This window comes from Saccharothrix australiensis (assembly GCF_003634935.1).
GTDB classification, from domain to species: Bacteria; Actinomycetota; Actinomycetes; order Mycobacteriales; family Pseudonocardiaceae; genus Actinosynnema; species Actinosynnema australiense.
In genome coordinates, this window is record NZ_RBXO01000001.1 from 6965173 (window position 1) to 6977637 (window position 12465).

Sequence of the window (12465 nt, forward strand, 5' to 3'; positions counted from 1 at the left end):
GACCGGTCCCGCGGCGGCCGTTCGCCCAGTAGGGTTCGGGCGGACCGACGGAGCGGGATGGGGCTGGGGCATGGCTCGACGGGTGTTCACGGTCGCGGCGGTCGTCGCGGCGGCGGCGTTGGCCGGCGGGTGCACGCAGGCGGTGGACGGGCTGGCGCGCCCCGCGCGGCCGGACGTGTCGAAGGTGTCCGGCCTGGAGATCACCACCGGCGAGAGCGGCGCCAAGCCCGGCGTGCCGGACGCCGACCTGCGCGTGGAGAACGGTGACGGCGGCGAGATGGACCGGCTGGCCATCAACGCGCTCGCCGACGTGGCGGAGTACTGGACCGAGCAGCTGCCGGCGAACTTCGACGGCAAGGAGTTCGAGCCCGTCAAGCGCCTGGTCTCCTACGACTCCAACGGCGCGGGCGTCGAGATCTGCCGCACCAACACCAAGGGCGTGGCGAACGCGTTCTACTGCTCGCTGGACGACAGCATCGCGTGGGACCGCGGCGACCTGCTGCCGATGCTCGACGACGCCTTCGGCCCGATGGCGGTGGTCACCGTGCTGGCCCACGAGATGGGCCACGCCGTGCAGTACAAGCTGGGCGCGAAGGGCGGCGTCACCCAGGCCACGCCGTCGATCATCAAGGAGCAGCAGGCGGACTGCTACGCGGGCAACTTCTTCCGGTGGGTCGCGGAGGGCAAGTCGAAGCACTTCCGCATCTCCACCGGTCCCGGCCTCAACCAGGTCCTGGCGACGATGTTCTTCATCCGCGACGCGGCGGGCACCTCGGCCGAGAAGCAGGGGGCGCACGGCAGCGCGTTCGACCGCGTGGCCGCGTTCCAGTTCGGGTTCGAGGGCGACCCCGAGCGGTGCGCCCGGATCGACGAGCAGGAGATCAAGAGCCGGATCACGCAGCAGAAGTTCGACTCGCAGGACGCCGACTCCGGTCAGGGCAAGGGCAACCTGAAGGTGGACGAGCGCAGGCACCTCGAACTGCTGGAGACGAGCCTGCGCAACGCGTTCAAGCAGACCGGCGCGGCGCCGCCCGCCATCAAGACCGGCGGCTCGTCGTGCTCCGACGACCGGCCCACCTCGCCGGCGTCGTACTGCCCGGCCACCAACACCATCGCCGTCGACCTGCCCGACCTGGTGAAGATCGGCACGCCGCCGAAGCGCGGCCAGAAGGGCGGCATCGGCGACTTCGCGGCGTTCGCGGAGATCGCTTCGCGGTTCGCGCTGTCCATCCAGAAGGCGACCGGCTACTCGCTGGAGGGCCCGGCGGCGGGGTTGCGCACCGCGTGCCTGACCGGGGCGTGGGCCGGCACCACCACCGAGGCGTCCGCCCGGCTGAAGCTCTCGTCGGGCGACCTGGACGAGGCGGTGGCGGAACTGCTGGCGGACAAGAGCCTCATCGCGGCCGACGTGCGGGGCGCGGTCGTGCCGTCGGGCTTCGCCCGCGTGGAGGCGTTCCGGGACGGCTTCTTCGAGGGCTCCGGCCTCTGCACCCGGAAGTACTACGGCTGATCCCGCGCGGAGCGGTCGGCCCTCGCGCGGGGCCCTCGACCCCGGCGCGGGCCGGCCGAGTCCCGCGCGGTGCCCGACGGCGCGCGCCGGCGCGCACCCGCCCCGCACGCGCCGGACGTCACGGGGTCGCCCGAACCGCGGTGCGCCGGGGCATCGCCGCCGGACCGCACCGCGACCCGCACCGGGCACCAGCCGACGACCGCGCACCGACCGCGACCGCACCCGGTCCGGTGATCATCGCCCGGACCGGCCGTCACCCGGACCGGCGGTCCGGGTGGGGCAGCGGTCGCGCGCCCGGTGCGGTGGCCGCGCTCAGAACAGCGCGCTGGCCAGGTTCCGCCGTGCCTTCGCCACCCGCTCGTCGTCCGCCGGGAACAGCTCGAACAGCCCGACCAGGTGCTCGCGCACCTTGTCCCGGTCGTCGCCGAACACCCGCCGGACCGTGTCGACCAACCGCTTGAACGCGGCCTCCACGTCCTGGCCCGCCAGTTCCGCGTCGGCGGCGGCGAGCTGGGCGTCCACGTCGTCCGGTGCGGCGTCGGCCTTCGCGACCACGTCCGGGGACAGGCCCTCCGCCCGCGCGGTGAACCGCACCTGCGCCAGCGCGGCCTTCGCCTCGGCGTTGGCCGGCTCCGCGGACAGGATCGCCTCGTAGGCGGCCTCGGCGGCGGCGAAGTCGCCCCGCTCGAACGCCTCCTCGGCGGCGGTGAACCGCGGGTCCTCGGGCGTCTCGGCGGGCGCCTGCCCGGCCTCGGCTGCCTTGATGCCCGGCAGCCGGTCGCGCAGCGCGTCCAGCAGCCGGTTGATCCACTGGGTGAACTCGGCTTCCGGCAGCGGCCCGGCGAACGCGTCCACCGGCTGGCCGGCGGCCACCGCCACGACCGTCGGCACGGACTGCACGCCGAACGCCTGGCCCACCCTGGGGCTGGCGTCGAGGTCGACGCGCGCCAGGAGCCAGGCTCCGTTGCCCGCCCGCGCGGCCCGTTCCAGGATCGGGGAGAGCTGCCCGGCCTCGGGGCTCCACGACGCGGTCAGCTCGACCACGACCGGGACGTCCAGGGAGCGCTCGACCACCGACTGGAAGGTCGCCTCGGTGACGTCGAGCACCCACGGGCTTGGTCCGCCGCCGTCGGTGGGCGCGGGCGCGCCCGGCGGCGGCGCGGTGGCGCGCTGGCGGGCGGCGTCCGCCCGTGCCTTCAGCGCGCCGAGGTCGACCGCCCCGGACAGCGCGGCGGACAGTGCTGCGGTCTTTCGAGGGTCTGGCCTTGTCACGGTTCCATCCTGGCACGAGACCCGGAGTGGACGGCGACCGGTCAGGCGGTCAGTTCGCGCACCGCGTCCAAGCCCATCGGGTTCGTGCGCATGGCGTCGTTCCCGCGGCCCAGGGCCAGCGCGATCGGCGTCATCAGCGCCACGAACCGCGCGGTGCCCGCCTCGCCCAGGGCGCGCCACGGCGCGGCGGCGGCCTCCTCGGTCCGCCGCTCGACGTCGGCGCGCAGCGCGCGGCCCGCCGGCGTGAGCCCGTCGGCGAGCAGGCCGCGCGCGGCCAGCGACGCCTCCGCCGCGCGCCACTCGTCCTCGTCCCACCCGCGCGCCGCCCGCAGGTACGCCGCGTCGAGGCCCTTGTCCGCCCCGTACAGGACGAGGGCCTCGCACGCCGTCAACCCGGCCGCGACCAGCGCCGCCACGTGCCCGTCGCCGCGCGACTCGCGCAGCGTCGTACACGCCTGCCAGAGCGCCAGGTGCGGCTCGTCGGGCAGCGGGAGGGCTGCGTTGGCCGCGCCGAGCACCCGTCCCGGCAGCGGTGCCGCCGACGCGGCCCGGACCGCCAGCTCGGCGGCTTCCGCCACGTCCAGCGACGGCAGCAGCCGGCGCAGCGCCCCGTCGACGCCCCGCAGCCGCGCCGCCAGGAACTCCTCCGGCGACGCGACCCGCCACGCGTCGGGCAGCGCCCGCGCCACCCGGCGCGGGTGGAAGCTGAAGAACGCGGCCGTCACGGTCTCCGGGGCCGCCGCGCCCAGCGGCGCGGCGCGCATCCCGAAGTACCCCATCCAGCCGCCCCGGCAGCCGAGCGCGTCGGTGACCGCCCGTGATTCCGGCGTGAAGTACGTGACGTCGTGGTACGTCTCGAAGCGCAGCCAGAGGTCGCGGGGTGACATGGTCACCAAAGTAGTAGGACTTCCGACTATTCGCCAGAGGCGAGGTGCTGCTCCACGCGCTCGACCTTGGCCCGCAGCTGACCGGTGTGACCGGGCCGGATGTCGGCCTTGACGACCAGGCTCACGCGCGGCGCGGTGGCCTGCACGACCTCGGTCGCCTTCTTCACCACCGCCATCACCTCGTCCCACTCGCCCTCGACCAGCGTGAACATCGCGTTGGTCTCGTTGGGCAGCCCGGACTCCCGGACCACCCGCACCGCCTCGGCGACGGCCGCCGCCACGCTGTCGGACTCCCCGCCGAGCGGGCTGACGCTGAACGCGACGAGCACTGGTGCCTCCTGATAGTCGGGTACCCACTGGTAGCTTCAGCGCCATGACGTCCCAGCCGCTCCCGTTCGACCCCATCGCGCGCGCCGCCGAGCTGTGGGAGAAGCGGATCGGGCCGTCGACGTCGATGGCGGCGGTCACCAGCGTCATGCGAGTACAGCAGATCATCCAGTCCGCCGTGGACGCCGCCCTCAAACCGCACGGCCTGACCTTCGCCCGGTTCGAGGCGCTGGTGCTGCTGACCTTCGCGCGCACCGGCAGCCTCCCCATGCGGGTCATGGGCGAACGCCTCCAGCTGCACCCGACGAGCGTGACGAACATCGTGGACCGCCTGGAGGCCGACGGGCTGGTCCGCCGCAACGCCCACCCGACCGACCGGCGCACCACGCTGGTCGAGATCACGGAGGAGGGCCACGTCCGGCGCGAGGCCGCGACGCAGGCCGTGACCGAGGTCGACTTCGGCCTGCGCGGGCTCACCGAGCGGCAGACCGAGCAGCTGACCGAACTCCTGGCGAGGGTCCGCCGGGCCGTCGGCGACTTCCAGGACTGACCGCTCCCCCGGCTTATCCCCTCGACGCCGCGCGCGGGGTGGTCCACGCTGCACACGTGCGAGAGGTCTTGGCGTTGCTGACGGTGGACGGCCGCCACGTGGGCACCGTGCCGCCGTTCACGGTGGACAGCCCGTGGTGGAACGACGTCGAGCCGGTGACGGCCCACTTGGACGCGGTGCTGGGCGTGCCCACGAGCGTGCTCCGCCTCGTGTCCGCGACCGGTTCCGGGATGCGCGACGGCACGGTCACCTACCAGGTCGAACTCGCCGCCGCGCCGGACCGCCTGTCCACACCGGACCCGTCGACCGGGGCCCGGCACGACTTCCCCGACACGCCGCTGCGGATGCCGTGGGCCCGACCCGGCGGCCCGGCGGCGCTCGTGGCCTGGGCGGAGCGATCCGTGACCCGCACCGGTCCCGCCGTGCAGGTGAAGACGTGGAACCTGTCCTGCCTCTACCGCCTGCCGACCGACAGCGGGCACGTGTGGGCCAAGGAGTTCCCCTCGTTCATGGCCGACGAGGCCGAGGTGATCGCGCTCGTCGCGGCGGTCGACCCCGCGCTGGTGCCCCAAGTGCTCGCGGCGGAACCCCGACGGCTGCTCATGGCGGAGTCCCCCGGCGCCGACTGCTGGCACCCGGCACCCGAGGTGATCACCGACATCGTGCCCCGCTGGGTCGCGGTGCAGGCGGCCCTTGCAGGGCCCGCCCGCCTGCGGGTGCGGGGCGTGGACGTGCCCGCCTTCGGCCTGCCGCACACCCTGCTGCACGGCGACTTCCACCCCGGCAACTGGCGCTCGGGCGGGACGGTCCTGGACTGGGGCGACGCGCACTGGGGCCACCCGGCCCTGGACGCGGCCCGCCTGATCGACTTCGCACCCGCCGAGACCCGGCCGCTGATCGAGCGGACGTGGGCCGAGGCGTGGCGACGGCACCGACCCGACAGCGACCCGGAACGCGCGCTGGACCACGCGCGCTCGGCCGTGCACCTCGTGGGCGCGCTGGTGTACCAGGAGTTCCTGGACAACATCGAGGAGAGCGAACGGGTCTACCACGCCGGCGACCCGGAACGGGAGCTGGCGCTGGCTCAGTCCCGAGCGGTCCGCACCTCGTCCAGGTGACCCTTCCGCTGCGCCCAGCGCTCGAACACGACGGTGCCGAACGGCGGGATGCTCGCCAGCAACGCCCAGATCGTCGTCCTGCGGTCCCAGCGGTGGGCGACCATGAGGGTGACGACCACGTACCCCACGAAGATCACCCCGTGGAGCGGGCCGAACACCTTGACCCCGATCTCGTTGTTGACCACGACGTACTTGAAGAACATGCCGATCAACAACCCGGCCCACGACACGGCCTCGGCCAACGCAAGAAGACGGAAACGACCCTCGGGGGTGCTCAGCATGCCCCCATTGTGATGAGTGACCCCGCTCACCCCCGCCCAGGGTCCACCACCACGCAGCACCGCGCAGGACAGACCCAGGCCCACCGCACCGCGCCGCGCAGACTTCTGGTCTCGTGTTCTCCCCGTATGGCCTGCCCGCAGGGCAACCACAGTCGGTCAGGGGGCGCAAGCACGCTTCACCGCTTGCGCCCCCTGACCGACTGTGGTGGTCTTTGACAGGCCATGCGGGGAGAACACGACGCCCTTGGCTTTTGTTTTTCCTCCCCGGAGGTCTGCCCAGCGGCGAGCGCCTTCTTTTTCTTTCGGCTGAGATCAGCACGGAAGTTCATCGGTTTTAGCGGGTCAAAGCCTAAAGAAGGGCGCTCGCCGCTGGGCAGGCCACCAAGGATGAGGGCAAAGCTTCTTCGAAGCTTTGCAAGCTTTTCAAGCTTCTTCGAAGCTTGAAAAGCTTTGGCTGCGTGTCATCCCCGTACGACCTGTCAAAGACCACCACGCTCGTCAGAGGGGCGCAAGCGGTGAAGCGTGCTTGCGCCCCTCTGACGAGCGTGGTTGCCCTGCGGGCAGGCCGTACGGGGATGACACGCAGCCCGCCCGAAGTGTGCCCTTGCGGGCGGGCTGGTGGCGTTGGTCAGTCTTCCCAGCGGAAGACCTTTGCCGCGATGAAGCCCACCACGAGGGTGAAGCCGATCAGCACGGCCGACGGCAGCAGCAGCGCTTCCACGCCCTTGCCCCGCACGAGGACGTCGAGCATTCCGTCGTTCATGTGGCGGAGCGGGAAGATGTTCGACACCGCCTGGAGCCAGCCCGGCGCGTTCTGCACCGGGAAGAACGTCCCCGACAGGAACGCCATCGGCAGGATGACGATGTTCGCCGCGCCGCTCGCGGCTTCCTCGGTCTTGCAGAACGCACCGACGAGCATCCCGATGGCGAAGAACGCCGTGGTGCCGAGCACGAGCAGCGGCAGCGCCAGCCACCACTGGCCGGTCAGCTTCAGCCCGAACGGCGGCGTCAGGGCCACCGCCACGAAGACCACGCCCTGGGCGACCGCCGTGCCGATGCTGACCAGCACGCGCGAGCTGAGGACCGTCGTCGGGCCGACGGGCGCCAAGCGGATACGGCGCAGCACCTGCTTCTTCCGCCACGCCACGAGGGTGATGGACGCGCCGAAGACACCGGAGATCGACACCGCCCACGACAGGATGCCGGGTGTCAGGTACTGGATGGGCTTGAGCGACGAGTCCTCGACGGGCCTGGCGTCGAGCGTGAACGTCGGCCGCGTGCCGGTCGCCGCCAGGTTGGCCTGGTCGACCACGCCGGAGACGATCCCGACCACGGTCTGGGCCTGAACCTGGTCACTGGCCGCGAAGGTCAGCTCGACGTCGTCGCCGGTCACCGCCAGGAGCGCGGGCAGGTCGCCGTCGTGGACCTTCCGCCGCGCCGCGTCGGCGCTGTCGTGCCGCTCCAGCTCCAGCGCGCCGGTCCTCTCCAGCGCCGCGATCACGGGACCGTCGCCGACGACGGCGATCCTGGTCCGGTCGCCGCCGCCCTCCCGGAACAGCAGGCCGAACACGACCAGGAACATCAGCGGGAACAGGAAGACGAAGAACAGCGTCGTCCGGTCCCGCAGGAAGCCCTTCACCATCGCGGTGGACAGGCTCTTGAACGCGGTCACGCGCGGTACTCCCGTCCGGTCAGGCTGAGGAACACGTCCTCCAACGTGGCCGTGCGCACCTGGAGACCGTCGAGCGTCCCGCGCTCGGCGAGCGCGGACAGCACGGGCGCGGGTTTGCGGGTCGAGATGGTCAGCGAGACCTCGTCCTCCTGGGCCTGCTCGACGCCGGCGATCGCCTTCGCCTCCGCCAGCGGCAGGCTGCCCTTCTGGAGCACGACGTGGGTCGGCGCGTCGAGGCCGCGCACGAGGGTGGCGGGCGCGTCGAGCGCCAGGACCCGGCCCCGGTCCATGATCGCCACGCGGTCGCACAGGATCTCGGCCTCGTCGAGGTAGTGCGTCGTGTAGACGATGGTCTTGCCGCGCGCCTGGATCGCCCGCAGCACGTCCCACAGGTTGCGCCTGGCCTGCGGGTCCAGGGCCGCGGTCGGCTCGTCCAGGAAGACGACGTCCGGGTCGTGGACCAGGGCGCAGGCGATGGACAGGCGTTGCCGCTGGCCGCCGGAGAGCTTGTTCTCCTGCACGTCGGCCTTGTCGGTCAGCCCCACCAGTTCCAGCATCTCGTCGGCCTTCGCGGCGGTGACGCCGTACAGCGAGCCGAACGTCTGCAACTGCTCCCGAGCGGTGAGCTTCTCGAAGAAGCTGGACGCCTGGAGCTGCACGCCGATCCTGGGCAGCAGGTCCGCGTTGCGCGGCCACGGGTCCAGGCCGAGCAGCGTCACCGCGCCCGAGTCCGCCTTGCGCAGGCCCTCGACGATCTCCAGGGTGGTGGTCTTGCCCGCCCCGTTCGGCCCGAGGATGCCGAAGAACTCCCCCTCGGCGACGGTGAACGAGACACCGTCCACCGCCTTCAAGTCACCGTAGTGCTTGCGGATGTCCGCGACCACGACGGCTGGTATGCGCGCCCCTGTCATGGCCAGGAAGGTAAGCCCTCGCGACCGCCCCGCGGGGCCATCTCGACCATCCGAGAGACAAAAGTGAGCAAATCTCGTACCTTCCATCGACCTCGCGGTCCCGCGAACGACACCTTGATCGCACCGCGCACCCGCTCGGTCGCCCGGCGTGAGGTCAGGCGTCGGAGCACGGCGACGGCGGCGCGGCGGCCGGGTCGGTGCCCCAGGTGGCCTCCGCCGGGTCGGAGGTCAGGTCGAAGGCCACCTCGGCGCCGGCGACGAGGGTCTCGTGGTCCAGCCAGATCCGGTCGTGCGGCGCGCCGTCCACGGTCGCGGCCTTGACGTACTGGAGGCGGGCGGTGTCCGTGCCGGGCGCGGTGAGGGTGAGGTCGCGGCCCGGTCCCAGGTGAACCACGGCCCGGCCGAACCTCGGCGCGTGCAGCAGGAACCGGCCGGTGCCCGGTGTCGGCGGGTAGAGGCCGAGGGCGCTGAACACGTACCAGGCGGACATCGTGCCGAGGTCGTCGTTGCCGGTGACGCCGTTGGGCGCGTCGACGAACAGCGTCTGCGCCGCGCGGTTCACCGCCGAGGTCTTCCACGGCTGCCCGAACAGCGCGTACATCCAGGGCGCGTGCAGGTCCGGCTCGTTGTTGGGGTTGTAGCGGAACTGGTTGTAGTAGTCGTAAGGACCGACGACCCACTTCTTGCGCACGGTGCCGGCCGGGTCGGCGACCAGGTCCGCGTAGGCGAAGAAGTCGTCCAGCCGGGCGGCGGCCCGCTCCCGGCCGCCCAGGCGGGCCACCAGGCCCGGCACGTCCTGCTGCGCCAGCCACTGGTACTGCCAGGCCGTGCCCTCGTGGAAGCCGTCCTTGCCCTGCGGGGTGAACGGGTCCAACCACCGGCCGTCGGCGGTCTTCGGCCGGGGGAAACCGGTGAAGCCGCGGTCGGCCACCGCGTCGTCCCACAGGACGCGGTAGTTGCGACCGCGCCGGCACAGCTCCGCCGCGTCCCCCGGGTGGCCCAGCGCTTCCGCCATGATCGACAGCGACGCGTCGGCCAGCGCGTACTCCAGCGTGGCGGACGCGCCGTGGTGCGGGTCGACGTCCTGCCCCTTCTTGGGGAAGTCCCGGTCGAACTGGACGAACCCGTTCGCCAGGTACGAGGGGTTGCCCGCGCGGCCCTCGAACGGCGACCGCGCGGGCGGCACCCCGGTGGCGTTCTCCAGCAGCGCCGCGTAAGCCCGGTCCGCCAAGCCCTCCAGCGCGCCGAACCGCCAGAGGTCCACCAGGAAGGGGGTGACCGGGTCACCCGTCATCGTGTTCGTCTCCTGGTTGGCGTACGCCCAGCGCGGCAGCCAGCCGCCCTGCTCGCGGATCGCCAGGACGGATCGCGCCACGTCCTTCGCGCGGTCCGGGCGGAGCAGGGCGAGGAGCTGGTTGTGCGCGCGGTAGGTGTCCCACAGGGAGAAGTACTCGTAGTACGTCCAGCCGTCGGCGGTGTGCACCCGGTCGTCGAAACCCCGGTAGCGGCCGTCGATGTCGTTGCCCGTCAACGGTTGCAGCAGCACGTGGTACAGCGCCGTGTAGAAGACGGTGCGGTCGCGCGCGTCGGCCGCGTCGACGTCGATCGACCGGAGCTCGTCCCGCCACGCCGATTGCGCGGCGGCGCGCAGCGCGTCGAACGGCTTGCCGCGCGCCTCCGCCAGGTTCTTCACCGCGCCCTCGGCGTCGACGTGCGAGATCGCCGTCGCGGCGGTGACGGGTCCGCCGTCGAACGCCACCCACTGGCCGCGCAGCCCCTCGCCGCCCTCGGGGCCGCCCCAGTTCCCGGTCCGCGTGAACGGCCGGTCGAACGTCGTGGTGAAGTACGTCGTGTACGGCTTGCCGCCGCAGAACGCCTGTGCCGTCACGTGACCCGCGAGCGTCCGGTCGTCCACCACGCGGATCGCGCTGCCGGACACCGGCTCCCGGTCGTTGGCCTGCCCCACGTTCACCAGCACGTGCGGTGTGCCGCCCGCCGGGAACGTGAACCGCTCGACCCCGGTCCGCGTGGTGGCGGTGCTCTCCACGCCGACGCCGGACGCCAGCCGCACCCGGTAGTCGCCGGGCCGGCCGACCTCGCCGTCGTGCGAGTAGCCCACGCCGTACCGGCGGTGGTCGAACGTCGACGGCAGTCCGGTGGTCGGCAGGATCGACACGAGGCCGCCCTGTTCCGAGCAGCCCGCGCCGGACAGGAAGAAGTGCCCGAACCCGCGGATCACCGGATCGTCGTAACGCCAGCCCGCGTAATGCGAGCCGATCGGGCTGGAATGCGCCATGCCGAACGGCATGGAGGCACCGGGGAACGTGTTGCCCTCGTCCTTCGTGCCGATGAACGTGTTCACCGACTCGACCGGGTCCGCCCACGCGTCCGCCGCCACGGGTGTCACCATAGCGGCCAAAACCGGGAATACCAGCAGCATCCGCGACACGACGGCCACGTTATTGCGGACGGGTGCGCGCGGCCACCCGGATGGACGACCGCGGTGTGCGGCCACCCGGAAGGAGGGCGACCGCACGTGTCCCGATCAGCGCCAGCGCTGGTTCGCGCCACCGTGGTAGTCCCACTGGACGATCTTGCCGCCGTTCTGCTGCGACCAGTCGTAGACCTCCAGCGCCTTGCCGCTGTGCTTGCTGATGTACCGCAGGCTGTTGGTGTCGTTGTTCCACGACTGCGCCCAGCGCTGGTTGTTGCCCCCGTGGCAGTCCCACTGGACGATCTTGCCGCCGTTGGCCGTCGACCAGTTGTAGACGTCCGCGCACTTCCCGCTGTGCGCGCTCTTCAGCGAGTAGCTGCCGTCGTCGTGCCGGATGAAGGTCCACAGCTGGTTGTTGCCGTAGTGGCAGTCCCACTGGACGAGGTCCCCGCCGTTGGCCGTGGACCACTCGTAGACGTCCAGGCACTTGCCGCTGTTGTCGTTGCGCAGGGGGTAGGTGCCGTTCACCGCGAGTGCGCGGCCCTGGTCCGTCGCGACGGAGACGTCCTGGGGGTCGGCGGACGCGCCGGCGGGCGCCACGAGCAGCGCCAGCACCGCCGAGGCTCCCGTCAAGAAACTCACCGTGATTCGCCTCATCGGGTCTTCTCCCAATAGTAGAGGTAACGACCGGCACAGTCTGGGAGAACGTCCTTAAAGACGGCTGATTCTGGGCTGAACAACCGCCATCGACGGGACTCGGGAGGCAGCGGGTGAACTTCAAGGTGCTCGGTGAAGTGAGCATGTGGAAAGGGCACCAGGTAATTCCATTGGGTGGTCCTCGGATACGAGCGCTACTGGCTGTACTACTGCTGGAAGCCGACCGGGTGGTATCCGTAGATCGAATCATTCGGTTGTTCTGGGAAGACGACGTGCCGGTCACGGCGCGCAACGCCGTCCAGGGGCTGGTGGCGGCCCTGCGCCGGACGCTGCGCGCGGCCCCGGAGGTGCACCTGGTCACGCGCGGCCCCGGCTACCTGCTCCAGGTCGACCCCGATCGGGTGGACGTGTTCCGCTTCCGCGCCGAGGTGGAGCGGGCGCGCACGCTGCCCGATCGGGAGGCGGCGGTCGTGCTGCGGGACGCGCTGGCGCTGTGGCGGGGCGCGCCGATGGCCGACATCCCGTTCGAGTCGGTGCGGGTCCGGCTCGGCGGCGTGCTCGAACAGGAGCTGCTGGCCGCGCGGGAGATGCGCGCGGAGGTCGAGCTGCGGCTGGGCAGGCACCGCGACCTCGTGCCGGAGCTGACCCGGCTGGCGGACGAGCACCCGGTCCGCGAGTCGCTGCACCGGCTGCTGATCCTCGCGCAGCACCGCAGCGGGTGCACGGCGGAGGCCCTGGAGACCTACCGGCGGCTGAGCCACCGGCTGGTCACCGAGTACGGCATCACCACCGGCCCGGCGCTGCGCGAGCTGCACGAGGGGATGTTGAGGAGTTGTGTTTGAGGTG

The 12465-nt window shown here is 71.9% G+C and carries 12 protein-coding genes; 4 read left to right on the forward strand and 8 right to left on the reverse strand.

Going from position 1 to position 12465, the window contains the following annotated elements; genetic code table 11:
* The first annotated feature begins 70 nt into the window (after window positions 1-70).
* Window positions 71-1510 carry a neutral zinc metallopeptidase gene (locus C8E97_RS29570; protein ID WP_121008770.1) on the forward strand — a complete coding sequence of 480 codons (1440 nt, stop codon included), beginning with the start codon at window positions 71-73 and terminating at the stop codon, window positions 1508-1510.
* A 312-nt stretch (window positions 1511-1822) separates the two neighbouring features.
* Here the strand turns inward: C8E97_RS29570 and C8E97_RS29575 are convergent, their stop codons facing one another.
* The 3 genes from C8E97_RS29575 to C8E97_RS29585 are packed head-to-tail and all read right to left on the reverse strand — an operon-like array spanning window position 1823 to window position 3998.
* Entirely contained in the window at window positions 1823-2782 is a 960-nt protein-coding gene (locus C8E97_RS29575) for a tetratricopeptide repeat protein (protein ID WP_121008772.1), read from the reverse strand.
* A 41-nt stretch (window positions 2783-2823) separates the two neighbouring features.
* The gene (locus C8E97_RS29580) at window positions 2824-3669 is read right to left on the reverse strand and encodes an SCO6745 family protein (protein ID WP_121012678.1); all 846 of its coding nucleotides are present in this window, start codon (window positions 3667-3669) and stop codon (window positions 2824-2826) included.
* A gap of 26 nt (window positions 3670-3695) precedes the next feature.
* Window positions 3696-3998 carry an MTH1187 family thiamine-binding protein gene (locus C8E97_RS29585; RefSeq protein ID WP_121008774.1) on the reverse strand — a complete coding sequence of 101 codons (303 nt, stop codon included), beginning with the start codon at window positions 3996-3998 and terminating at the stop codon, window positions 3696-3698.
* A 44-nt stretch (window positions 3999-4042) separates the two neighbouring features.
* On the opposite strand from C8E97_RS29585, the gene C8E97_RS29590 reads away from it, so the two are divergent.
* Together C8E97_RS29590 and C8E97_RS29595 are read left to right on the forward strand one after the other, a co-directional pair.
* Window positions 4043-4546 (forward strand): MarR family winged helix-turn-helix transcriptional regulator, encoded by a 504-nt coding sequence (locus C8E97_RS29590; RefSeq protein ID WP_121008776.1) that lies wholly within the window; start codon window positions 4043-4045, stop codon window positions 4544-4546.
* A 56-nt stretch (window positions 4547-4602) separates the two neighbouring features.
* On the forward strand, window positions 4603-5664 hold the full coding sequence (locus C8E97_RS29595; protein WP_211347154.1) for an aminoglycoside phosphotransferase family protein: 1062 nt from the start codon (window positions 4603-4605) through the stop codon (window positions 5662-5664).
* Here C8E97_RS29595 and C8E97_RS29600 read toward each other — a convergent pair.
* The 5 genes from C8E97_RS29600 to C8E97_RS29620 all read right to left on the reverse strand — a co-directional run bounded on the left by C8E97_RS29600 (window position 5631) and on the right by C8E97_RS29620 (window position 11595).
* Complete coding sequence (locus C8E97_RS29600) at window positions 5631-5945, reverse strand: DUF3817 domain-containing protein (protein ID WP_121012681.1); 315 nt, start codon at window positions 5943-5945, stop codon at window positions 5631-5633. The genes C8E97_RS29595 and C8E97_RS29600 overlap by 34 nt on opposite strands.
* 628 nt (window positions 5946-6573) lie before the next feature.
* Entirely contained in the window at window positions 6574-7617 is a 1044-nt protein-coding gene (locus C8E97_RS29605; protein WP_246019260.1) for an ABC transporter permease, read from the reverse strand.
* Entirely contained in the window at window positions 7614-8528 is a 915-nt protein-coding gene (locus C8E97_RS29610; protein WP_121008778.1) for an ABC transporter ATP-binding protein, read from the reverse strand. The genes C8E97_RS29605 and C8E97_RS29610 overlap by 4 nt, the downstream gene beginning before the upstream one ends.
* A gap of 154 nt (window positions 8529-8682) precedes the next feature.
* Window positions 8683-10968, reverse strand: a complete 2286-nt coding sequence (locus C8E97_RS29615) for a GH92 family glycosyl hydrolase (protein WP_121012690.1) — start codon at window positions 10966-10968, stop codon at window positions 8683-8685.
* Between the two features lie 105 nt (window positions 10969-11073).
* Window positions 11074-11595, reverse strand: coding sequence for an RICIN domain-containing protein (locus C8E97_RS29620; protein WP_170212029.1), 522 nt, complete (start codon window positions 11593-11595; stop codon window positions 11074-11076).
* 167 nt (window positions 11596-11762) lie between these two features.
* Between C8E97_RS29620 and C8E97_RS29625 the strand changes: the two genes are divergently transcribed.
* The gene (locus C8E97_RS29625; RefSeq protein ID WP_246019440.1) at window positions 11763-12461 is read left to right on the forward strand and encodes an AfsR/SARP family transcriptional regulator; all 699 of its coding nucleotides are present in this window, start codon (window positions 11763-11765) and stop codon (window positions 12459-12461) included.
* The last annotated feature ends 4 nt before the right edge of the window (window positions 12462-12465 follow it).

Bases quoted from the DNA above. Each gene is read 5' to 3' on its own strand.
- C8E97_RS29580 (WP_121012678.1), bottom strand. From the start codon at position 3,669: ATGTCACCCCGCGACCTCTGGCTGCGCTTCGAGACGTACCACGACGTC.
- C8E97_RS29570 (WP_121008770.1), top strand. From the start codon at position 71: ATGGCTCGACGGGTGTTCACGGTCGCGGCGGTCGTCGCGGCGGCGGCG.
- C8E97_RS29615 (WP_121012690.1), bottom strand. From the start codon at position 10,968: ATGCTGCTGGTATTCCCGGTTTTGGCCGCTATGGTGACACCCGTGGCG.
- C8E97_RS29625 (WP_246019440.1), top strand. From the start codon at position 11,763: ATGTGGAAAGGGCACCAGGTAATTCCATTGGGTGGTCCTCGGATACGA.
- C8E97_RS29600 (WP_121012681.1), bottom strand. From the start codon at position 5,945: ATGCTGAGCACCCCCGAGGGTCGTTTCCGTCTTCTTGCGTTGGCCGAG.
- C8E97_RS29610 (WP_121008778.1), bottom strand. From the start codon at position 8,528: ATGACAGGGGCGCGCATACCAGCCGTCGTGGTCGCGGACATCCGCAAG.
- C8E97_RS29590 (WP_121008776.1), top strand. From the start codon at position 4,043: ATGACGTCCCAGCCGCTCCCGTTCGACCCCATCGCGCGCGCCGCCGAG.